Source organism: Pandoraea fibrosis (assembly GCF_000807775.2).
GTDB classification, from domain to species: domain Bacteria; phylum Pseudomonadota; class Gammaproteobacteria; order Burkholderiales; family Burkholderiaceae; genus Pandoraea; species Pandoraea fibrosis.
Window position 1 is genome coordinate 3850377 of record NZ_CP047385.1, and the last position, 22461, is coordinate 3872837.

At 62.2% G+C, this 22461-nt stretch carries 23 protein-coding genes; 11 read left to right on the plus strand and 12 right to left on the minus strand.

The window, feature by feature from the left end:
- Positions 1-22 precede the first annotated feature (22 nt).
- From PI93_RS16865 to PI93_RS16900, 8 genes are all read left to right on the plus strand, one after another.
- On the plus strand, positions 23-1189 hold the full coding sequence (locus PI93_RS16865; RefSeq protein WP_039372035.1) for a DegT/DnrJ/EryC1/StrS family aminotransferase: 1167 nt from the start codon (positions 23-25) through the stop codon (positions 1187-1189).
- Positions 1186-2208 (plus strand): glycosyltransferase, encoded by a 1023-nt coding sequence (locus PI93_RS16870; RefSeq protein WP_039372033.1) that lies wholly within the window; start codon positions 1186-1188, stop codon positions 2206-2208. The genes PI93_RS16865 and PI93_RS16870 overlap by 4 nt, the downstream gene beginning before the upstream one ends.
- The gene (locus tag PI93_RS16875) at positions 2205-3110 is read left to right on the plus strand and encodes a formyltransferase (protein WP_052240753.1); all 906 of its coding nucleotides are present in this window, start codon (positions 2205-2207) and stop codon (positions 3108-3110) included. Before PI93_RS16870 ends, PI93_RS16875 begins: the two co-directional genes overlap by 4 nt.
- A gap of 7 nt (positions 3111-3117) precedes the next feature.
- On the plus strand, positions 3118-4167 hold the full coding sequence (locus PI93_RS16880; protein WP_052240752.1) for a bifunctional UDP-4-keto-pentose/UDP-xylose synthase: 1050 nt from the start codon (positions 3118-3120) through the stop codon (positions 4165-4167).
- Between the two features lie 182 nt (positions 4168-4349).
- Positions 4350-5255, plus strand: a complete 906-nt coding sequence (locus PI93_RS16885) for a polysaccharide deacetylase family protein (RefSeq protein WP_039372032.1) — start codon at positions 4350-4352, stop codon at positions 5253-5255.
- An 81-nt stretch (positions 5256-5336) separates the two neighbouring features.
- Positions 5337-5798: a peroxiredoxin gene (locus PI93_RS16890; RefSeq protein ID WP_039372029.1), complete on the plus strand. Its 462-nt coding sequence runs from the start codon at positions 5337-5339 to the stop codon at positions 5796-5798.
- A 333-nt stretch (positions 5799-6131) separates the two neighbouring features.
- The gene (locus PI93_RS16895) at positions 6132-7868 is read left to right on the plus strand and encodes a PhoH family protein (RefSeq protein WP_039372026.1); all 1737 of its coding nucleotides are present in this window, start codon (positions 6132-6134) and stop codon (positions 7866-7868) included.
- A gap of 205 nt (positions 7869-8073) precedes the next feature.
- Positions 8074-8925: a C40 family peptidase gene (locus PI93_RS16900; RefSeq protein WP_080759253.1), complete on the plus strand. Its 852-nt coding sequence runs from the start codon at positions 8074-8076 to the stop codon at positions 8923-8925.
- Here the strand turns inward: PI93_RS16900 and PI93_RS16905 are convergent.
- The 9 genes from PI93_RS16905 to PI93_RS16945 form a co-directional block, all read right to left on the minus strand.
- Positions 8917-9189 (minus strand): cupin domain-containing protein, encoded by a 273-nt coding sequence (locus PI93_RS16905; RefSeq protein ID WP_039372020.1) that lies wholly within the window; start codon positions 9187-9189, stop codon positions 8917-8919. The two genes, PI93_RS16900 and PI93_RS16905, sit on opposite strands and share 9 nt — an antisense overlap.
- A 343-nt stretch (positions 9190-9532) precedes the next feature.
- A complete protein-coding gene (locus tag PI93_RS16910; RefSeq protein ID WP_039372017.1) occupies positions 9533-10543 on the minus strand; it encodes an inorganic phosphate transporter in 1011 nt (336 codons plus the stop codon).
- Positions 10544-10556: 13 nt separating this feature from the next.
- The gene (locus tag PI93_RS16915) at positions 10557-11183 is read right to left on the minus strand and encodes a DUF47 domain-containing protein (RefSeq protein ID WP_039372012.1); all 627 of its coding nucleotides are present in this window, start codon (positions 11181-11183) and stop codon (positions 10557-10559) included.
- A gap of 114 nt (positions 11184-11297) precedes the next feature.
- Positions 11298-12665, minus strand: a complete 1368-nt coding sequence (locus PI93_RS16920) for a replicative DNA helicase (protein WP_039372107.1) — start codon at positions 12663-12665, stop codon at positions 11298-11300.
- Positions 12666-12963: 298 nt separating this feature from the next.
- Complete coding sequence (gene rplI, locus PI93_RS16925) at positions 12964-13416, minus strand: 50S ribosomal protein L9 (protein WP_039372009.1); 453 nt, start codon at positions 13414-13416, stop codon at positions 12964-12966.
- A gap of 27 nt (positions 13417-13443) precedes the next feature.
- Positions 13444-13725: a 30S ribosomal protein S18 gene (gene rpsR / locus PI93_RS16930; RefSeq protein WP_039372005.1), complete on the minus strand. Its 282-nt coding sequence runs from the start codon at positions 13723-13725 to the stop codon at positions 13444-13446.
- Between the two features lie 2 nt (positions 13726-13727).
- Complete coding sequence (gene priB / locus PI93_RS16935) at positions 13728-14030, minus strand: primosomal replication protein N (protein ID WP_039372002.1); 303 nt, start codon at positions 14028-14030, stop codon at positions 13728-13730.
- Between the two features lie 45 nt (positions 14031-14075).
- Positions 14076-14453, minus strand: coding sequence for a 30S ribosomal protein S6 (rpsF, locus tag PI93_RS16940; RefSeq protein ID WP_039372000.1), 378 nt, complete (start codon positions 14451-14453; stop codon positions 14076-14078).
- Between the two features lie 176 nt (positions 14454-14629).
- Positions 14630-15541, minus strand: a complete 912-nt coding sequence (locus PI93_RS16945) for a LysR family transcriptional regulator (protein WP_039371999.1) — start codon at positions 15539-15541, stop codon at positions 14630-14632.
- Between the two features lie 121 nt (positions 15542-15662).
- Here PI93_RS16945 and gcl point away from each other — a divergent pair, with 121 nt between their 5' ends.
- The 3 genes from gcl (at position 15663) to glxR (ending at position 19523) form a co-directional block, all read left to right on the plus strand.
- Positions 15663-17429 carry a glyoxylate carboligase gene (gcl, locus tag PI93_RS16950; RefSeq protein WP_039371996.1) on the plus strand — a complete coding sequence of 589 codons (1767 nt, stop codon included), beginning with the start codon at positions 15663-15665 and terminating at the stop codon, positions 17427-17429.
- Positions 17430-17594: 165 nt separating this feature from the next.
- Positions 17595-18386 carry a hydroxypyruvate isomerase gene (gene hyi / locus PI93_RS16955; RefSeq protein WP_039371994.1) on the plus strand — a complete coding sequence of 264 codons (792 nt, stop codon included), beginning with the start codon at positions 17595-17597 and terminating at the stop codon, positions 18384-18386.
- A gap of 255 nt (positions 18387-18641) precedes the next feature.
- Positions 18642-19523, plus strand: coding sequence for a 2-hydroxy-3-oxopropionate reductase (glxR, locus tag PI93_RS16960; RefSeq protein WP_039371992.1), 882 nt, complete (start codon positions 18642-18644; stop codon positions 19521-19523).
- A gap of 374 nt (positions 19524-19897) precedes the next feature.
- On the opposite strand, the gene PI93_RS16965 is transcribed toward glxR, so the two are convergent.
- The 3 genes from PI93_RS16965 to PI93_RS25100 form a co-directional block, all read right to left on the minus strand.
- Entirely contained in the window at positions 19898-20938 is a 1041-nt protein-coding gene (locus PI93_RS16965) for an asparaginase (RefSeq protein WP_052240750.1), read from the minus strand.
- Positions 20939-21104: 166 nt separating this feature from the next.
- Complete coding sequence (locus tag PI93_RS16970) at positions 21105-22043, minus strand: CysB family HTH-type transcriptional regulator (protein WP_010803792.1); 939 nt, start codon at positions 22041-22043, stop codon at positions 21105-21107.
- Between the two features lie 109 nt (positions 22044-22152).
- Positions 22153-22443 carry a TOBE-like domain-containing protein gene (locus tag PI93_RS25100; protein WP_370834594.1) on the minus strand — a complete coding sequence of 97 codons (291 nt, stop codon included), beginning with the start codon at positions 22441-22443 and terminating at the stop codon, positions 22153-22155.
- Positions 22444-22461: the final 18 nt, after the last annotated feature.

Here is a 22461-nt window from a genome sequence, read left to right on the forward strand (position 1 = left end):
ACCTGAGGCTTAGTCTTACATCATGAGCGACTCGGCAACTTCCCCTTCGAATCAACCGTTCCTGCCGTTCACGCGGCCGAGCATCGACGACGCCACCCTTGCCGGCGTCACCGAAGTCCTGCGCTCCGGCTGGATCACCTCGGGCCCGCAAGTCCAGGCCTTCGAGAAGGCGCTGTCCGAATTTTTTGGCGGACGCCCTGTGCGCGTGTTCAATTCGGGCACCGCGACGCTTGAGATCGGCCTGCGCATTGCAGGCGTACAAAGCGGCGACGAAGTCATCACCACGCCGCTGTCGTGGGTCGCGACGGCCAATGTGATTCTGGAAGTCGGCGCGACGCCCGTATTCGTCGACGTCGATCCGGCCACGCGCAACATCGATCTCGACCTGCTCGAAAAAGCCATCACGCCGAAGACGCGCGCCATCATTCCCGTCTATCTCGCCGGACTGCCGGTCGACATGGACCGCCTGTACGACATCGCGCGCCGTCACAACCTGCGTGTGATCGAAGACGCCGCGCAAGCCATGGGCTCGACCTGGGGCGGCAAGCGTATCGGCGCCCTCGGCGATCTCGTCTCGTTCAGCTTCCACGCCAACAAGAACCTGACCTCCATCGAAGGTGGCGCACTCGTCTTCAACAATGAGGACGAAGCACGTCTGGCCGAGAAGTACCGCCTTCAGGGCGTGACCCGCACCGGCTTCGACGGCATGGACGTCGACGTGCTTGGCGGCAAGTACAACCTCACCGACGTCGCCGCACGCGTCGGTCTTGGCCAGATGCCGCATCTCGAAGCCTTCAACCGTCGCCGCACGGAACTGGCCCGCCTGTACTTCGACACGTTCGCGAGCGGCCCTGCCGTGGCGCTCGGCCTCGGTCTGCCGCACGCCGACTTCACGAACTCGAACTGGCACATGTTCCAGGTCGAGTTGCCGCTGGAGCACCTCACGATCGACCGCGCCGGCGTCATGGAACAGCTCAAGGCGCGCGGCATCGGCAGCGGCGTGCACTACCCGGCCATCCACCTGTTTACAATGTACCGTTCGCTAGGCTTCCACGAGGGGCAGTTCCCGCATACGGAACGCCTCAGCCGCAGGCTGCTGACGCTGCCGCTCTTCCCCGCGATGAGCGACGCCGATGTTGCCCGCGTCTGTGACGCCGTTAACGCTATTTGCGCTGACCATCAAAAATGAATTGTCCACAACTCTCCGTCGTCATCCCGGTTTATAACGAGGAGGCCGGACTCGCCGCCCTCTTCGCCCGGTTATATCCGGCGCTCGACCAGCTGGGCGTGACTTACGAAGTGGTGTTCGTCAACGACGGCAGCCGCGACCGTTCGGCTGCGCTGCTCGCCGAGCAGTACCGCGCGCGTCCGGACGTGACGCGCGTCGTGCTGTTCAATGGCAACTATGGACAGCACATGGCCATTCTGGCCGGCTTCGAACACACGCGTGGCGAGTGGGTCGTCACGCTCGACGCCGATCTGCAGAATCCGCCCGAAGAAATCGGCAAGCTCGTTGCACAACTGGCCGCGGGCCACGACTACGTGGGCACGGTGCGCATGAACCGTCAGGACACGTGGTTCCGCCGCCATGCCTCGCGCGCCATGAACCGCCTGCGCGAGCGCATCACCCGCATCCGCATGACCGATCAGGGTTGCATGCTGCGCGGCTATAGTCGCCACATCGTCGATACGGTCAATCAATGCCGTGAAATCAACACGTTCATTCCGGCCCTGGCCTACACGTTCGCGCAAAACCCGACGGAAGTGGACGTCGCTCACGAAGAGCGCTTTGCGGGCGAATCGAAATATTCGCTCTATAGCCTGATTCGCCTGAATTTCGACCTCGTTACCGGTTTCTCGGTGGTGCCGCTGCAATGGCTCTCGGGCGTCGGCATTTCGCTGTCTGCCGCCTCCGGCTTGCTGTTCATCGTGCTGATCGCCCGCCGCTTCCTGTTCGGCTCGGAAGTCCAGGGCGTCTTCACGCTGTTCGCCGTCACGTTCTGCCTGCTGGGCGTGATTCTGTTCGGCATGGGCCTGCTCGGCGAGTACATCGGCCGCATTTACCAGCAAGTTCGCCAGCGCCCGCGCTATCTGGTGCAAGCCGTACTGGAAGACCGATCGTCGGGCCGCCCGGAGAATGCCGGCGGCAGCACTTCGGACACCAGCCAGGCCACCGGCGCAACCGAACTGGGGTCGCACGCGTCATGAGTGCCAAAGCCGTCGTTTTCGCCTATCACAACGTTGGCGTGCGCTGCCTGCAGGTGCTGCTCGCGCGCGGTGTCGACGTTGCGCTCGTCGTCACCCATCAGGACAACCCGAACGAGAACATCTGGTTCGGCAGCGTCGCGAGTGTCGCTGCCGAGCACGGCATCCCGGTCGTCACCCCCGACGATCCGGCCGATCCCGCGCTGACCGAGCAAATCCGTGCCATCGCGCCAGACTTCATCTTCTCGTTCTACTACCGCCATATGATTCCCGTGGCAGTGCTCGACATCGCCCCGCAAGGGGCGTTCAACATGCACGGGTCGCTGCTGCCGAAGTATCGTGGCCGTGTGCCGGTCAATTGGGCGGTTTTGAAGGGCGAAACGGAAACGGGCGCCACGCTGCATGAAATGGCCGCCAAGCCCGACGCCGGTGCCATCATCGACCAGACGGCCGTACCGATTCTGCCGGACGACACGGCAGGCGAGGTTTTCGAGAAGGTGACGGTCGCCGCCGAGCAGACGCTCTGGCGCTGCCTGCCCGGCCTTATCGCCGGCACGGCACCGCGTCACATCAACGATCTGGGCGCAGGCAGCTATTTCGGTGGACGCAAGCCGGAAGACGGCCGGATCGACTGGTCGAAGTCTGCGCAGGACGTCTACAACCTGATTCGCGCCGTCGCACCGCCCTATCCCGGCGCATTTACCGACGCCGCAGACCGCCGCTGGGTCGTCACGCGCGCCCGCCTGTCACGCTCCCCGGTTCCCGCCGGTTTGCCCTGCGGACTGCAAGTAGTGGATAATGCGCTCCTTGGCGTTTGCGGCGACGCAAATGCCGTCGTCATTCATGAACTATTGCTGGACGGCAAGCCTGTCACGCCGGAACAGTTTTCCCAGCTCAATCACTGACCGTAATATGAAAAAAGTCCTGATTCTCGGTGTCAACGGGTTCATCGGCCACCATCTGTCGAAGCGCATCCTGGAGACGACCGACTGGGAAGTTTATGGCATGGACATGCTCACGGATCGCCTGGGCGATCTGATCAACCACGAGCGCATGCACTTCTTCGAAGGCGACATCACGATCAACAAGGAATGGGTCGAGTACCACATTCGCAAGTGCGACGTGATCCTGCCGCTGGTCGCCATCGCCACCCCGGCCACCTACGTGAAGGCGCCGCTGCGCGTGTTCGAACTCGACTTCGAGGCGAACCTGCCGATCGTGCGCTCGGCCGTGAAGTACGGCAAGCATCTGGTGTTCCCGTCGACCTCCGAGGTCTACGGCATGTGCACCGACGGCGAATTCGACCCGGAAAACTCGCCGCTGATCTACGGCCCGATCAACAAGCCGCGCTGGATCTACGCCTGCTCGAAGCAGCTCATGGATCGTGTGATCTGGGGCTACGGCATGCAGGAAGGCCTGAATTTCTCGCTGTTCCGCCCGTTCAACTGGATCGGCGCCGGTCTCGACTCGATCTATACGCCGAAGGAAGGCTCGTCGCGCGTGGTCACGCAGTTCCTCGGCCACATTGCTCGCGGCGAGAACATCAGCCTGGTCGACGGCGGCAACCAGAAGCGCGCCTTCACCGACATTGACGATGGTATCGACGCCCTGGTGCGCATCATCGACAACAAGGACAACGTTGCCAGCGGCAAGATTTACAACATCGGCAACCCGACGAACAACTTCTCGGTGCGCGAGCTGGCCAACATGATGCTCAAGCTGGCTGCCGAGTACCCCGAGTACGCCGACACGGCCAAGAAGGTTCAACTCGTCGAAACGTCGTCGGGCGCCTACTACGGCAACGGCTATCAGGACGTGCAGAACCGCGTGCCGAAGATCGAGAACACCATGCAGGAACTCGGCTGGGCGCCGACAACCTCGATGGACGACGCACTGCGCAAGATTTTCGAAGCGTATCGCGGCCATGTCGCGGAAGCCCGCCGTCTGGTCGAAGGCGAGTAAGCGCGTCAGCGAATTACGAGTCACGGTGCAAGGCGCCGGCCCGCGTTTTCGGATGGCGAGCTGCCCGCAGCACTGAACGCCCGGTGCGCCCTCGGCGCATCGGGCGTTTTTGACTCGACATTTTTCATTCGACATTCGAGGTATTGCACGAAGCGTGTGCGGTCCTCCACTCAAGGGCGGCTATGGCCAAGATTGTCCTGAAGATCGACGTCGACACCCTGCGCGGTACGCGCGAAGGCGTGCCCAACCTGCTCGACGCGCTAGCCGAGCACGAGGCGCAAGCGACGTTCCTGTTCAGCCTCGGGCCGGATCACACCGGCTGGGCGCTCAAACGCGTCTTCCGCCCCGGTTTTCTGAAGAAAGTTTCACGTACCTCGGTCGTTGAACACTACGGCTTCAAGACGCTCATGTACGGCACCCTGCTCCCCGGCCCGGACATCGGGCGGCGCGCCGCCGACGTGATGCGCACCGTGCAGGCGGCCGGCCACGAGACCGGTATCCACACCTGGGACCACACCTACTGGCAGGACAACGTGCGCACGCGCGACGCCGCGTGGACGCAGCGCCAGATGTCGCAGGCCCATGCGCGCTTCACGCAGATCTTCGGCGCGCCACCGCTCACTCACGGCGCCGCCGGCTGGCAAATGAACAACGACGCCTTCCGACAGATCGACGCCTGGGGCATGAAGTACGCCTCGGATGGGCGCGGCACGGCGCCGCACTACCCGATCGTCGACGGTGTTCGACTCAAGCATGTCCAGATGCCGACGACGCTGCCCACGGTAGACGAGTTGCTCGGCATCGACGGCCGCGACATCCACGGCGTGGCCGAGCACCTGCTTGCCCTGACCCGCGATCCGGCGCAACATCACGTGTTCACGCTTCACGCAGAACTTGAAGGCCAGAAGCTGGCCCCGTTGTTCCGTCAATTGCTGGCCGGATGGCGTCGTCAAGGGCACGATCTGGTGACGATGGGCCAGTACTACGAGACGCTCGATCTCGCCTCGCTGCCGGCGCATCCCGTCGTGTGGGGCGAAATTCCGGGCCGCTCAGGCGATCTGATTCTCGAGGGCGAGGCGGCGGGCTGAATCGGTTTGTCCGTCAGCCTGTTTGCCCGCTTCGATCCACTTCCCCGTTCCGGCCTCGCAAGGCCACCCAAGGAGACCAAAGTGACGGTAGCCATCGACACTCCCGTGCCCGATTTCACCGCACCGGCCACTGGCGGCGATTTTTCGCTCAAGGCGCATCGCGGCCAGAAGGTAGTGATCTACTTCTACCCGAAGGACAACACCCCTGGCTGCACCACGGAAGGCATGAATTTCCGCGACAGCTACGATCAGTTCCAGGCTGCCGGCGCGCAGATCATCGGCGTATCGCGCGACAGTCTGCGCTCGCATGAAAACTTTCAGCGAAAGCTCGAACTGCCCTTCCCGCTGATCTCGGACGGCGACGAAGCCGTCTGCAAGTTGTTCGGTGTCATCAAGTTGAAAAAACTGTATGGCAAGGAACATATGGGTATCGAGCGAAGCACCTTCCTGATCGACGAAAAGGGCGTGTTGCGCAAGGAATGGCGCGGCGTGCGCGTGCCCGATCACGTGGCTGAAGTCCTGGCTGCCGTACAGGCGCTCTGACCACCGGCCGGCATGCGTAATGCCGCGCAGGAATCGAGTGCTGGACATCGCCGGCGAACCGGTGCGAGCGCTATGCGCACCGGTGTTGCGAACAGGCCGATCGCCACCGCCGGTGAGGACATTCGACGCTATACAAGTACGGCAAGAGACGTTATAGTCGGCCGTAATGATCAAGCGCATTGAACGAGACTATTGCAGGCGTCGCCACGGCGGCGCCTTCAGCCAAGCCGCCTCTCCGGTGCGTCCGGGCAGGCGGCTTTTTTGTTGCCGGGACGTGTGGTATCGCTGTCTGTCCTGGCCGAGTAGTGTTGTGTTTTCTTGAACGGGAAATCTATGCCATTGCCATCGGCGCCGACCAAACCGGGCACGCTGCTTGCCCCGGAACAATTCCCCACTCGCCTCAAACCTTCGCGCACGGAGGCCAAGAAACCGATCCCCTCATCTGAACAACACGCCCTGGGCGAGACGTCCGGTGCGGCTGGCACGGCCGAGTTGAAGGTCGTCCCCAAAACAGGTCCCGCGACGCAGACTGCACCACAGCCGTCGCCCGCAGCACGCTCGCCCCAATCGCCCCCGTCCGCCGACTCGACCGGCGCAACCCCGTCTCTCAAAGCCGTGAAATCGACGGCGACGAGCGGTGGTTCGAAGCGTGCCCGCAACAAGGACCAGGAACCCGCCAAGCTCTTCGTGCTCGACACGAACGTGCTCATGCACGACCCGAGTAGCCTGTTCCGCTTCGAAGAGCACGACGTCTATCTCCCGATGATGACGTTGGAGGAACTCGACAACCACAAGAAGGGTATGTCGGAAGTGGCGCGCAACGCGCGTCAGGTGAGCCGTACCCTCGACGGGCTGGTCGCGGAAAGCGGCACGAAGTCGATGGCCGAGGGAATTCCGCTCTCGCGGCTCGGCAACAAGGACGCCACGGGCAGCCTGTACTTCCAGACGGACCTCACCGACGTACCCCCGCTCGAAGGATTGCCGCAAGGCAAGGCCGACAACCAGATTCTGGGCGTCGTGCGGGCGTTGCAGGACAAGTTCCGCGATCGTCAGGTCGTGCTGGTGTCGAAGGACATCAATATGCGCGTCAAAGCGCATGCGCTCGGCCTGCCTGCGGAAGATTATTTCAACGACAAGGTGCTCGAGGACAGCGATCTGCTGTACTCGGGTGTGATGGCACTGCCGCCGGACTTCTGGACGAAGCACGGCAAGGGCATGGAGAGCTGGCAGGACAACCGTACCGGCACCACGTTCTATCGCATCACCGGCCCGCTGTGCATGAATTTCCTCATCAATCAGTTCGTCTATCTCGAGACGAACAACGGTGAGGCGCCGTTCTACGCGCAGGTTCGCGAGATCAACGGCAAGACGGCGCTGCTGCAGACGCTGCGCGACTATGGGCACCACAAGAACAATGTGTGGGGCATCACGGCGCGCAACCGCGAGCAGAACTTCGCGCTCAACCTGCTGATGAATCCCGAAGTCGACTTCATCACGTTGCTTGGCCAGGCCGGTACCGGCAAGACACTGCTCGCCCTTGCCGCAGGTCTGGCGCAAACGCTCGACGAGAAGCGCTACAACGAAATCATCATCACGCGCGCGACCGTGCCCGTCGGTGAAGATATCGGCTTCCTGCCGGGCACCGAGGAAGAGAAGATGCAACCGTGGATGGGCGCATTCGACGACAACCTCGAAGTGCTGCAGAAGACGGACGATTCGGCCGGTGAATGGGGCCGTGCCGCCACGCAGGAACTGATTCGCTCGCGACTCAAGGTCAAGAGCATGAACTTCATGCGCGGGCGCACGTTCGTGAACAAGTTCGTCATCATCGACGAGGCGCAGAACCTGACGCCGAAACAGATGAAGACGCTCGTCACACGCGCAGGTCCGGGGACCAAGCTGATCTGTCTGGGCAACATTGCGCAGATCGATACGCCGTACCTGACCGAAGGCAGCTCAGGCCTCACCTACGTGGTGGATCGTTTCAAGGGCTGGGGGCACAGCGGACACGTCACGCTCGCGCGCGGCGAACGCTCACGTTTGGCCGACTACGCCGGGGAAATTCTCTGACGCTCTCCGGCCAGACCGAGCCTTCAATGCTCATCACGACGGCGCCTTCGGGCGCCGTTTTTTATTCCCGTCGACGCAGGCAACATGGCCCGTCGATGACAAAATCGCCCGGGAATCCGCGTATTTGTGACATCGATGCCACAGAACATCCGTATTTCGGCACTTTTGCCATGCATTCGTCCGGCAAGCGTCGTAAACTCGGCGCATGCGAATTCAGCGACCTCTCCGCACGCCTCGCTTTCTGGCTCGCTACGTGACGCCCCCGGCAGTCCTGCCGAACGCGCTGTGGCGGTGCGCCGGCGCGTTGACGCTCACGCTGCTGGTCGCAGCCTGTTCGTCCGGCCCGTCTGTCAAACAAGGCAGCACTGCAAACTATGGCAACCGCACGCTCGGGCCAGAGCGCAGTGCCGGTCAGGAGGAAATCACGCTCGAAGCGATGAGCCTCGTCGGCATTCCCTATCGCTACGGCGGCAACACCCCCGATTCCGGTTTCGATTGCAGCGGCCTCGTCCGCTATGTCGTGGCGCGCGCCGCCGGCGTGAATCTGCCGCGCACGACGGCCGACATGAGTGGCGTCGGCACACCGCTCGAGCGTGACGATCTCGCCTCGGGCGACCTCATCTTTTTCAATACGACCGGACGCGCCCACTCGCATGTGGGTATCTATGTCGGTCAGGGGAAGTTCGTGCACGCACCGAACACGGGCGGCACGGTACGTTTGGAGAGTCTGTATGTCCCGTATTGGGCACGCCGGATCGATGGCGTTCGGCGCGTAGCCGCCAACAAGGCGCCCGCAGGCAATACGACCTATGTGAATCGCTCTGCGCCCGACACGGTCGCGCAGACGCCGGCAGCAGCACCGCTAGCGAACGTGCCGATGACCCCAGCAGCATCGGCAACGCCGAGGAACACAGCACCGAACCGGCCGCTCACGGCCGCCACGCCCTCGCCGATGGACATGCCTCAGGTCTCGCCGCCGAGCAGCACGGCGAACCTCGCCACGTCGCCCTCGCAGGACGACGATCCCATCGCCCGCTTCGCCAATAGCTCAATGTAAGGTCTTTCGGCCAACGAGATACTGCACACCAGCCGGGCCATAACGCTCGGCATGCGCTTCGTTGGCCTTCAGATGGAAGACGTCGCCCTCGTAGTACACGCGCTCGCTGTCGCCCACGCGAATGGCGATCTCGCCGAAAAGAATCAGCGCCTTCGCCTCAAAGGGGTGCGCGTGTACGTCGAGATCGCCCGACTCCCTCGTTACCTTCACCAGCTCCGTAAAGCCCTCCAGAGCCAGTTCTCGCTCGAATGCGTCGCGTTGCATACGCCCTCCGTATGGGCAGAGTGTCGCCGTGAGTCAGCGCAGATGTGCAAGCAGTGTCGCGGCGCCGCCAATGTTGATTGCCACGCCCATGAGCGCGGCGAGTGGACGGCTACGCAGGGAATGATGGATCAGTGTGCTCATATTAGCCTCCAACGGGGTTCGATAAAACACTATGACAAAATGATAATCAATCGCAATTAACTATTGAAATTGATTTTCCCCATGATGGCGATATGCCATAGCAATGCCGGCATCCCGAGGCGAGGACAAAAAAAGCGGCCGAAGCCGCTTTTTTCATGTTGCCGGGCACATATGCCGTCGTGACGACGGCACAGCAAAGGCATCACAGGATCTGCTTGCCCACCCACCAGGCGATCGCGGCGATGAACGCCGAGGCCGGGATCGTCAACACCCATGCCCAGACGATATTGCCTGCCACGCCCCAGCGCACGGCAGAGAGCTTGCGTGTGGCGCCCACGCCCACGATGGCCCCGGTAATCGTGTGCGTGGTCGAGACCGGCACGCCAAGCCACGAGGCGAAGAACAGCGTGAACGCCCCACCCGTTTCGGCACAGAATCCCCCCACCGGTTTGAGCTTGGTGATCTTCTGCCCCATCGTGCGCACGATACGCCAGCCACCGAACATGGTGCCCAGACCGATCGCCAGATAGCAGCCCACGATCACCCACAGCGGCGGCTCAGCCGCTTCCTGCGGCCACATACCCGCAGCGATCAACAGCATCCAGATGATGCCGATGGTCTTTTGGGCGTCGTTACCGCCATGCCCCAGGCTGTACATACCGGCCGACACCAGTTGCAGGCGACGGAACCAGCGATCCACACGGGCGGGTGGCGTTCGGAAGAACAGCCATGACACCAGCAGCATGAAGAACGAGCCGAGCACGAACCCGAGCAGTGGCGAGATGAAAATGAACGCCACGGTTTGCAGCAGACCGCTCGCAACGAGCGACCCCGTGCCCGCCTTGGCCACTGCGGCGCCGACCAGGCCACCGATCAGCGCATGCGACGAACTCGAGGGAATGCCGTAGTACCAGGTGATGATGTTCCACGCGATAGCGCCCACGAGCGCGCCAAAGATCACGTAGTGATCGACGATCTCGGGGTGCACCGTGCCCTTGCCCACCGTCGCCGCGACTTTCAGGTGAAAGACGAACAACGCGATGACGTTGAACATGGCGGCGAAAGCCACCGCCTGGTGCGGCTTGAGCACGCCCGTCGAGACCACCGTAGCGATCGAGTTGGCGGCGTCGTGAAAGCCGTTCATGAAGTCGAACAAGAGCGCCAGAGCGATCAATAGTCCGATCAGCCAAAGGCTGATGTGCAACGTTGCCATCGAAAGTCTCCGCTCAGGCGTTTTCCAGCACAATGCCTTCGATGATGTTGGCAACGTCCTCGCACTTATCGGTCACCGATTCGAGCAACTCGGACACAGCCTTCTGCTTGATCAGCTCTTTCACGTCGGATTCTTCGCGGAACAGCTTCGACAGCGATGCGCGCAGCAGGCGATCGGCCTCCGACTCGAGACCGTCGATCTCTTCGCAGAGCTTCAGAATGTCGCGGGCACGATCCATATCGTTGAGCAGCGCCACGGTGCTTTGCACGCGCTCGCAGCACTTCACGCAGATCTCGCCGAGCGTACGCGCTTCGCTGGGTACGCTCTTGACGTCGTACATCCACACGGCCGTCGCCACGTCTTCCATCAGATCCAGGATGTCGTCCATCGTGCTGATCAACTTATGGATCTCATCGCGATCGAAAGGCGTGATGAACGTCTTGTGCATCAGATCGATGGTCTCGTGCGTGATGCGATCCGCTTTCTTCTCGTTGTTCTGCACTGCAACGGTACGTGCCTCGGCATTGGGCAGATCGTTGAGCATGGCAGACAGTTCGCGACTGCCGGCAACCATGCACGCCGCGTGCTGGTTGAACAGCTCAAAGAACTTGCCCTCGGTGGGCATGAAGCGACCGAACATTATTGGAAAACTCCGGGTATTGAAAGGGGACGGGTCGACACAAAAACGTCACATTCTACCTCGTTAGGGGCGCGCGTCACCGCACGCCCTTACTAATAGGCGGAAATCAATGCATCAGTATTGGGGACCTGCCAGATTGTCGAACTTGGTGTAAGCGCCGATAAACGCCAGACGCACGTGGCCGATAGGACCATTACGCTGCTTCGCGATGATGATCTCGGCGGTGCCCTTGTCGGGCGTATCGGGGTTGTACACCTCGTCGCGATAGATGAACAGAATGATGTCGGCATCCTGTTCGATAGCGCCCGATTCGCGCAAATCCGACATGACCGGGCGCTTGTTCGGGCGTTGTTCGAGACTACGGTTGAGCTGCGAGAGCGCAATCACCGGCACGTTCAGCTCTTTGGCGAGCCCCTTGAGCGAACGCGAAATTTCGGAAATCTCGGTCGCACGGTTTTCACCGCCGCCCGAACCGCTCATGAGCTGCAAGTAATCGATGATGATCAGACCGAGCTTGCCGCACTGACGCGCAAGACGACGCGCCCGTGCACGCAACTCCATCGGGTTGAGCGCAGGCGTCTCGTCGACGAAAAGCTGCGTCTCGTTCATCTTCTGCATGGCATGCGTGAGCTTCGGCCAGTCTTCGTCGACCAGCTTGCCGGTGCGCAGACGATGTTGATCCAGGCGCCCCACCGAACCGAGCATACGCATGGCCAACTGCGTGCCCGGCATTTCCATCGAGAACACGGCGACGGGCAGCCCTTCTTCCACGGCGATATGTTCGCCAATGTTCATCGAGAAGGTCGTTTTACCCATCGACGGACGGCCGGCCACGATAATCAGATCGCCGCCGTTGAACCCTGACGTCATGCGATCCAGATCGACAAACCCGGTCGGAATCCCGGTGATGTCGCTGCCACCCTCACGGTGATACAGCTCGTCGATGCGCTCGACCACCTGCGTGAGCAGCGGCTGCAACTCAAGGAAGCCGCTCGTGCTGCGCGAACCCTCTTCCGCGATGGCGAAGACCTTCGCCTCCGCCTCGTCGAGCATCTGACGCACTTCCTTGCCTTGCGGGTTGAAGGCATCCGACGCAATCTCGTCGGCCACCGTCACCAGTTTGCGCAGCACCGCGCGGTCGCGCACGATTTCCGCGTAACGGCGAATATTCGCCGCACTCGGGGTGTTTTGCGCCAGCGCGTTCAGATAGGCAAGCCCGCCCACGTCCTCGGCTTTGCCGGCGGAGGTGAGCGATTCGAAAACGGTGATGACGTCGGCAGGACGGTCGCCAGCGATCAGGCGGCCGATATGCTGGTAGATGATCCGGTGGTCGTAGCGGTAGAAATCCGAGTCGGCCAGAAAGTCGCCGATACGATCCCATGCGCTGTTATCGAGCAGCAACCCACCGAGCACGGATTGCTCCGCCTCGATAGAGTGCGGCGGCACTTTGAGTGAATCGAGCTGGGGATCGGGCGCGTTCATGCCGGGCATTATACCGTCCCCGCGATCACGGTCTCCTCCGGCAAAATCCCGCTTGCGCGACGATTTTTCCGAACGCGGTTTGTTCAGCAGTTTCCCTGGAGGCAGCATAAGGTGGAGCTATCGAACGTAACGAACGTGGAAGGGAGCGCAACCGGAAGGCGGTCGGCTTGGATCAGCGCATGACCGGCAGCGGGGGTTCCCGCAACCGTCAGATCAGAACGAACAGACATAAAAAAACGGAAGCCGGCGGACCGGCTTCCGTCTTTTATTCGCGTCGGGAAGCTGACGCGGATACGGCTTAGGCGTGCTCGCCCAGCACCGACACGTTCACGTCGATAACGACGTCCGTGTGCAGCGCCACTTGGACCGGGAAATCGCCAACGGTCTTGAGCGGGCCATTCGGCATACGCACTTGCATCTTCTCGACCTTGAAACCTTGGGTGCCCAGGGCTTCAGCGATATCGAAGTTGGTGACCGAGCCAAACAGACGACCGTCAACACCCGCCTTCTGCGAGATTTGCACGGTCAGACCGCTCAGCTTTTCGCCTTCGGCTTGTGCAGCAGCCAGCTTCTCGGCGGCAGCCTTTTCCAGTTCGGCGCGGCGAACTTCGAATTCGGCGATCGCGTCCTTGGTGGCGCGACGGGCCTTCTTGGTCGGGATCAGGAAGTTACGTGCGAAACCATCCTTGACCTTCACGATGTCGCCCAGGTTACCCAGGTTGACGACCTTTTCCAGCAGAATCACTTGCATTATCTATTCTCCTTCGTCGACTGGCGATTAAGCACCGTGCAGATCGGTGTACGGCATCAGCGCGAGGAAACGCGCGCGCTTGATGGCCGTATCGAGCTGGCGCTGGTAGTGCGCCTTGGTGCCCGTCAGGCGAGCCGGGGTGATCTTGCCGTTGTCGCCGATGAAGTCCTTCAGCGTTTCGACATCCTTGTAATCGATCTGCTCGACACCAGCGACGGTGAAGCGGCAGAACTTCTTGCGCTTGAACAGCGGGTTTTGCTGTTGGCGGCGGCGATCAAACTTCTTGTTTTTACCGTTAGGACGCGGCATGTTCAACAATCCTTTTCAAATTCTTGCAATGCTGTGATGTGAAACACCAGGGTTCGGCTATTGCGATGCTTCTTGGCCAGGAAACCTGCCCACTGGGCTGGCTTCTCGAGTCCCAACGCCATGACTTTGGCGCTGATGGGACCTATCGCAACGGCTGGCATCGAAAACTCGACCTGCCGGGCAACGCCCGATTCTTCGACAGTTCCCGCATGGGCCAGCGTGACATCGATCACAGGAAGTCCGGCTGGGGTATAGCGCAGCGTGCCGATTTCGACAATGCTGGCCTCGAGCCGTAGACGATTCACGCGTTCGATGTTTCCGTGAGCACCCTGATGCGTTCCGGTGCGCTATTACGAAGCGGCGGCTTCGGTCGTGGGCACGGCGGCAGCCTTCTTGGCTTCTTCGCGGGCCACTTCCTTCATCATCGGCGACGGCGCCGTCTCAGCCTTCTTCATGCGAACCACGAGGTGGCGCAGAACGGCGTCATTGAACTTGAATGCGTGTTCCAGCTCGTCCAGGGTTTCCTGGTCGCACTCGATGTTCATGCAGACGTAGTGGGCCTTCGCCAGCTTCTCGATCATGTAGGCCAGTTGACGGCGGCCCCAGTCTTCGACGCGATGGATCTGACCAGCCTTGGCCGTCACCATGCCCTTGTAGCGCTCGATCATCGCAGGCACTTGCTCGCTCTGATCGGGGTGAACGATAAATACGATTTCATAATGACGCATATAGAGCTCCTTATGGACAAAGCCGCCTGGGCGTCAGAACCAGTGCAGCAAGGTTGCAGAACCCGCGATTCTAGCGGAATTCATGTCGATCATCAACTCCCGCCCTATCGGTGCCGGGCAGCCCCTCTTCCCCCTGCCTCCCAACGCCCGCCCCTCGCACACCGCCCACCCTTCGTTCAGGCGTTTTCCAGCCAATAGTTCGGACGCGCATAAATCTGTCGCAACTGCTCGATGAACAGCCGCACGCGGGCCGGCTGGAAGCGCTGCTGCGGGTACACGGCGAGAATGTCGTAGTCGGGCAGCGCATATTCGTCGAGCACGGTTTCCAGCTCTCCCGAGAGCAGTTCGCGCTGAATTTCCCACGTCGAGCGCCAGCCGAGCCCCAGACCTTCCAACGCCCAGCGGTGCAGCAGTTCGCCGTCGTTACAGTCCAGATTGCCTGCCACACGTGTCGTCACGAGCTTGCCCTGCCGCTTGAAGTACCAGCCTCGCTGCTGCCCGCCTTGCAGGTTGAACGCCAGACAATTGTGCTTGGCCAGGTCTTCCAGCGTCTTGGGGCGGCCGTGTCGGGCGAAATACGCCGGCGTGCCGCACACCACGCGCCGGTTCTGGGCGAGCTTGACGGCCACGAAATTCGGATCGACCGAGCCGCCGATGCGAATCCCCATGTCGTAGCCCTCGCGCACGATGTCGACCACGCGATCGGTCAGATTGAACGAAATCTGGACTTCGGGGTGCAATCGCAGGAACGCCGGCGCATGCGGGGCGACGTGCTTGCGGCCGAACGCCGCAGGCGCCGACACGATCAAGTGCCCCGAGACGGCATGACGCCCTGCACTGATCTCGTTCTCCGCCATCTCCCAGTCGCCGAGCAACTGTTTGCAACGCTCGAGAAAAGCGCCGCCCTCTTCCGAGAGCGCCAGCCGGCGGGTCGAGCGATACATCAGCTTGATGCCGAGCCGCTTTTCGAGCGCATCGATACGTCGCCCCAGAATTACCGGCGAGACGCCCTCCTTGAGCGCTGCGGCAGCCAGACTGCCCGCTTCAGCCACCTGCACGAAGGTCTCAATCTGTTTGTAACGGTCCATCACGTCTCCATTCGATACTTTTTGTTCTTAAAAAAACGATCTTTTGTGATCTTATCAAACAAATCGTACCGGCTTAAAGTGACCTCCAAGATCATTACTCATTACCCATTGGAGGAGTCACATGGCCAAGATGACCGCCGTAGAGGCCGCCGTCCGAGTGCTGGAGAAGGAAGGCATCACCACCGCATTCGGCGTGCCCGGCGCCGCCATCAACCCGTTCTATTCGGCACTGCGCAAGGCTGGCAGCGTCGAGCATGTGCTCGCTCGCCACGTGGAAGGCGCGTCGCACATGGCCGAAGGCTACACGCGCGCCGAAGCCGGCAACATCGGTGTGTGTATCGGCACGTCGGGCCCCGCAGGCACCGACATGATTACCGGTCTGTACTCCGCTTGGGCCGATTCGATCCCTATCCTGTGCATCACGGGTCAGGCACCGCGCGCCCGTCTGTACAAGGAAGACTTCCAGGCCGTCGACATCGAGTCGATCGCCAAGCCGGTCACCAAATGGGCCGTGACCGTACGCGAGCCCGCGCTCGTGCCGCGCGTGTTCCAGCAGGCTTTCCATCTGATGCGCTCGGGCCGTCCGGGTCCGGTGCTCATCGACCTGCCGTTCGACGTGCAGGTCGCCGAGATCGACTTCGATCCGGAGACGTATGAACCGCTGCCGGTGTACAAGCCTGCGGCGTCGCGTGCGCAGATCGAAAAGGCGATTCAGATGCTGGTCGCCTCCGAACGCCCGCTGATCGTCTCGGGCGGTGGCGTGATCAACGCCGACGCGGCCGACCTGCTCGTCGAATTCGCCGAGACGGTGAACGTGCCGGTCGTGCCCACGCTGATGGGCTGGGGCACCATCGCCGACGACCACCCGCTCATGGCCGGCATGGTTGGCTTGCAGACGTCGCATCGCTTCGGCAACGCGACGATGCTGGCCTCGGACTTCGTGATGGGCATCGGCAATCGCTGGGCCAACCGTCATACCGGTAGCGTGGAAGTCTTCACCAAGGGGCGCAAGTTTGTCCACGTCGACATCGAGCCGACGCAAATCGGTCGCGTGTTCGGCCCGGACTACGGCATCGTCTCCGACGCCAAGGCCGCCCTGAAGCTGTTCGTGGAAGTCGCCAAAGAACTGAAGGCCGCCGGCCGTCTGCCGGATCGCTCGCAGTGGGTGGCCGACTGCCAGAAGCGCAAGCGCACCATGCTGCGCCGCACGGATTTCGATCAGGTGCCGATCAAGCCGCAGCGCGTGTATCAGGAAATGAACGCGTTCTTCGGCCGCGACGTGCGCTACGTCTCGACCATCGGTCTGTCGCAGATCGCCGCCGCGCAGTTCCTGCACGTGAACAAGCCGCGTCACTGGATCAACTGCGGCCAGGCAGGCCCGCTGGGCTGGACGGTGCCCGCAGCGATCGGTGCCAAGGTGGCCTCGCCGTCGTCGGACGTGGTGGCGATCTCGGGCGATTACGATTTCCAGTTCATGATCGAAGAACTGGCCGTGGCCGCACAGTTCAAGGTGCCGTACATCCATCTGGTCGTGAACAACTCGTACCTGGGTCTGATCCGTCAGGCACAGCGCAACTTCGACATGGATTACTGCGTGCAACTCGCGTTCGAGAACGTCAACTCGCCGGAATTGAACGGTTATGGCGTCGATCACGTGAAGGTCGCTGAAGGCCTCGGCGTGAAGGCCATCCGCGTGTTCCAGCCGAACGACATCCAGCCCGCGTTTGCGCAGGCTCGCAAGTTGATGGCCGAATTCTCCGTGCCGGTGATCGTGGAAGTGATTCTCGAGCGTGTGACCAACATCGCGATGGGCACCGAGATCAACAACGTCAACGAGTTCGAAGAAATCATCGACATCGTGGAAGAAGACAAGGCAGTGACGGCGTAAGCCTTACCTCGTCAGCACTGCAACAGGATTGCGGGGCGCGTGCGTCCCCTCCGCTTTCGGCTAGACCCCGTGAACGGCCAAAGTGCGCGCCCCGCAACCCGGCAACACCCTTGCATCGAAATCGTCGAAACCACCCCCTGAAAAAGAGAGAGAGGAGTCAGCGCAATGCCGAAATTTGCCGCCAACCTGACCATGCTGTTCAACGAGGTGCCGTTCCTCGACCGCTTCAAGGCGGCCGCCGCAGCGGGCTTTCGCGGCGTGGAGTTTCTGTTCCCCTATTCGTTTCACCGCGACCAGATCGCCGACAAGCTGAATCAGTACCAGCTCGACCTCGTGCTGCACAACCTGCCCGCCGGCAACTGGGAAGCCGGCGAGCGCGGCATCGCCATCTTCCCGGATCGCGTGAGCGAATTCCGCGACGGCGTGGGCGAAGCGATCACCTACGCCAAGGCGCTGGGCGTGAAGCAACTGAACTGCCTCGTGGGCAAGCAAGGCGCCGATCTGTCAACGGACGTCGCGCAAAAAACGCTGGTGGACAACCTGCGCTTCGCGGCCGATGCGCTCAAGGCAGAGGGGATCCGTCTGCTGGTCGAACCGATCAACACCTACGACATTCCCGGCTTTTTCGTGAACCGCACGAAGCAGGCGCTGGAGATCTTCGACGCGGTCGGCTCGGACAACCTGTTCCTGCAGTACGACATCTATCACATGCAGCGCATGGAAGGCGAACTCGCCAAGACCATCGAGACGAATCTGGCGCGCATCGCTCACGTGCAACTGGCCGATAACCCGGGCCGCAATGAGCCGGGCACGGGCGAGATCAACTACGCCTACCTGTTCGCGTTCCTTGATCGCATTGGCTACAACGGCTGGATCGGCTGCGAGTACAAGCCCGCGACTACCACGACCGACGGCCTTGGCTGGTTCAAGGCAGCGGGCTTGCGCGAAGCGGCCTGATCGGTCATTCGCCCCCACTTCCCGCACGACGCCTCCCCCGGCGACGTGCACACGATACGACGGCGTAGCGGCAAATCGCGACAGAAGCGACGCGCGCAATACGCCAGCTGACCGGGTTTCGACGAGGAAGGGCCCCGCCGGCCGCATGCAGGGGGCATGCGGCCGGAGCACGGGGGACGCGCTTGCGCGCCACCGCCCTGCTCGTCCGGGCGTCAGCGAACCCCACATCAAACTTTGGCAACAAGGAGTCTCGAAATGGCACAACTCGGTTTTATTGGTCTGGGCATCATGGGCGCGCCGATGGCGAAGCATCTGCAAAACGCCGGTCACAAGCTGTTCCTGTACGAGCGCCGCACGCCCCCGCAGGACCTGATCGACGGTCAGGCCACCGTTTGCACGTCGGCAAAAGAAGTCGCCAAGCGCGCCGACATCATTTTCGTGATGGTGCCGGACACCCCGGACGTCGGTGCCGTGCTGTTCGGTCAGGACGGTCTCGCCGAAGGTCTCTCGGCGGGCAAGATCGTTGTCGACATGAGCTCCATCTCGCCGATTGAAACGAAGGAATACGCCAAGAAGGTCAAGGCGCTGGGCGCGGAATACCTTGACGCCCCGGTCTCGGGCGGCGAAGTCGGCGCGAAGGCCGCCTCGCTCTCGATCATGGTCGGTGGCTCGCAAGCCGCGTTCGACGACGTGAAGCCGTTCTTCGAACTGATGGGCAAGAACATCACCCTCGTGGGCGAAAGCGGTGCCGGCCAGACCTGCAAGGTCGCCAACCAGATCGTGGTGGCACTGACCATCGAGGCAGTGGGCGAAGCCCTGCTGTTCGCGTCGAAGGCCGGCGCCGATCCCGCCAAGGTGCGTGAGGCTCTGATGGGTGGCTTCGCCTCGTCGCGCATTCTGGAAGTGCATGGCGAGCGCATGGTCAAGCGCAACTTCGAGCCGGGCTTCCGCATCGCCCTGCACCAGAAGGATCTGAATCTGGCGCTCCAGAGCGCCAAGGCCCTCGGCGTCTCGCTGCCGAACACGGCAACGTGCCAGGAGTTGTTCAACGCTTGCGCCGCCAACGGTGGCGCCGCGTGGGATCACTCGGGCATGGTGCGCGCGCTGGAAATGCTGGCGAACCACACCGTGGCGTAACCCACCGATCCTGCAGAGGGTCTCGGCGGCCTCGGCCGCCTTGTAACGTCAGGCAATCAGGGAGATTCGACGGAAGTTGGCGAGCACCGGGCAGCAACATCCGGTGCTCGCCAGCCGACGTCACATCCGAACACACGGCCGGGTCACACCGTCGCATGACGGCGCGACCGGCTTACGGGGTAGTTCGCGAGAAGACGAAGGAAGCGGCTGTCAAAGCCGTCAGCAGGGAGAAGAGAGGTAGCGCAGCATACCGGCAGGACAGGCAGAGGCGTCTATGACGCCTCGCCGAGCGTCACGGCGCAAGTCGTTCGAAAGAACGGCGGGCGCCGTATTTTTTTGTCCGTGCCGAAGCGCCGTGGCAGCGCAACCCGAGGTCAATACTCGACGAATACGCTTTGCATGCGCTCGCGCGGCACGCCAGCCTGCAATGCCAGCATCAGAAGGACACGCGCCTTGAACGGGTGCAAATTGCCCGCGCTCACGAACCCATACTGATCGTCGGGGGCGGCGCCGTTGTGCATCACATGCCCGCTGCCCACGCGGGCGGCGCGCACGACCGTCACACCTCGCTGTACCGCCTCGGCCAGCGCCTGTTGCAGCAGCGAGTGCAGCGAACCGTTGCCCGTGCCCGCCACCACGATACCCTGCACGCCGGCTTCCACGAGCGCATCGACAGCGATCCGCGACACCCCGGCATAGCTCGACACCACCTCCACCGCAGGCAACTCGCCCGAGAGTCCGACGAACTCGCTCTCGACGGTGTGGTACTGCAACGCCGCACGTTGGTACGCCACGCGCTCGTCCTGCACCCAGCCCAGCACGCCAATTTCCGGCGAATGGAAGGCGTCGACCTTGTAGGTGCTCGTCTTGATGACGTCGCGGGCACAGTGAATCTGATTGTTGATCGCGACCATCACCCCCCGTCCCGCCGAAATCGGATCGGTGGCGACTCGCACGGCGTTGAGCAGGTTGAGCGGCCCGTCAGCCGAGAGTGCCGTGGCGGGCCGCATCGCGGCGGTCAGCACCACCGGTTTGCGGCTATTGACGGTCAGATGCAGGTAGTACGCGGTCTCTTCGAGCGTATCGGTACCGTGGGTAATCACGGCCCCGGCCACATCGGGCTGCGAGAGCAAGGCGTTCACGCGGGCGGCGAGTTTCTGCCAGAGCGCCACACTCATGTCCTTGCTATCGATCTGCGCAACTTGCTCCGCGTGGATATGCGCAACGGTGCCCAACGCCGGCACAGCCGCCAGCAAGTCCTGGACACCAAGCGCCCCGGCCTGATAACCGGCGGTGCGCGTTGCATCGGCCGCGCTGCCCGCGATCGTGCCGCCCGTGGCGAGCAGCGCAATGCGCGGCAGGTCGCCCGAGGACACGGTGTAATGAGGAATCGGGTTGAATGAGGTCAAAGTCATGTCAACGATTGTATCCAATACTGCCCGGCTTCCCAATCGCTGAAAATATCGATCCCGCCTCAGAGGGCGGGATCGATGCCCGGCACACGGCCGAACGACAGGGACACGCCGGACAACGCCTGAAAACGTGTACCGGCCAGCCCCGGGCGGTGTGGCTTTGGCCGCGTCAGGCGGCGAACTCGAGCGCTTCGCGCAGTTGCGTCGAGATCTCCTGCTCCTTGAGCGCCGGGGCAAGCATTTCGATGAAGCGGTAAGCATACGAGCGCAGGAACGCGCCGCGACGCAAGCCGATCCGCGTGGTGCTCGGCTCGAACGCGTTGTCGAGTTCCAGCACGGCCAGATCCTGATCCTTGCGCGGATCGACCGCCATGGCGGCCACGATTCCCACGCCCAGCCCCAGTTCGACGTATGTCTTGATCACGTCCGTATCCAGCGCCGTCAGCACGATGTCCGGCACCAGCCCCTGATCGGAAAACGCCTTGTCGACATGCGAGCGGCCCGTGAAGTCGCCGTCATAAGTGATGATCGGATATTCGGCAATGTCCGCGAGCGTCACGCTTTCACGCCCGACCAGCGGGTGATCCTTCGGCACGACGGCAACGTGATGCCAGGAATAGCACGGGAACGTGACGATATCGGGAAACCGATCGAGCGCCTCGGTCGTGATGCCAATGTCGGCTTCACCATCGATGACCATCTGCGCGATCTGGCGCGGACTGCCCTGACGCAGCGCCAGATGCACCTTCGGGTACACGCTCGTGAACTGCTTGATGACCTGCGGCAGCGCATAGCGTGCCTGCGTGTGGGTCGTTGCCACCACGAGATGGCCACTGTCCTGATCGGCAAACTGACGCGCCACACGACGCAGATTCTCGGCGTCGAGCAACATGCGCTCGATCAGTTGCAGCACAGCCTTGCCGGGCTCGGTCAGTCCCGTGAGACGCTTGCCGCGACGCACGAACACATCCACCCCGAGTTCGTCTTCGAGATCCTTGATCTGCTTGCTCACGCCCGACTGGGACGTGTACAGCGCACTGGCCGCTTCCGTCAGGTTGAGGTTCTGCCGAACGGCTTCGCGCACATAGCGCAATTGCTGAAAATTCATGATGTGACTCCGCCCTGTTGCTTTGTCTGTCCGTGACGTCTTGAGACGTCAATTTACGTGTGCCAAATGGCTTCAGCTTGTTGTTGTGTCGTTCGATGCACCGTGCGACTCACGCCTGCGCGGAAAACACCCGCAGCTGACGCGGCACCGCGCGCAGTGTGGCGCCGGCCTCGGCGCCGAGCGCCTTCCATCCCGAGCGCGTGAGTTCTGCCTCCCACACGGCGTCGCCGGGCGCGGCGAGTTCCACGCGCACCGTACCGCCCAGCGGGATCGCGCGGCGCACGGCCACATTGATCCCCGGACCACTATCGTGGGCCGGCAGCAGCGCGAGATCGTGCGGGCGGACGTAGGCAATTGCACGCCCATCCTGCGGCACCGCCGGCAGATCGTCCTTGTGCACGGTGACGCGGTAGGCGCC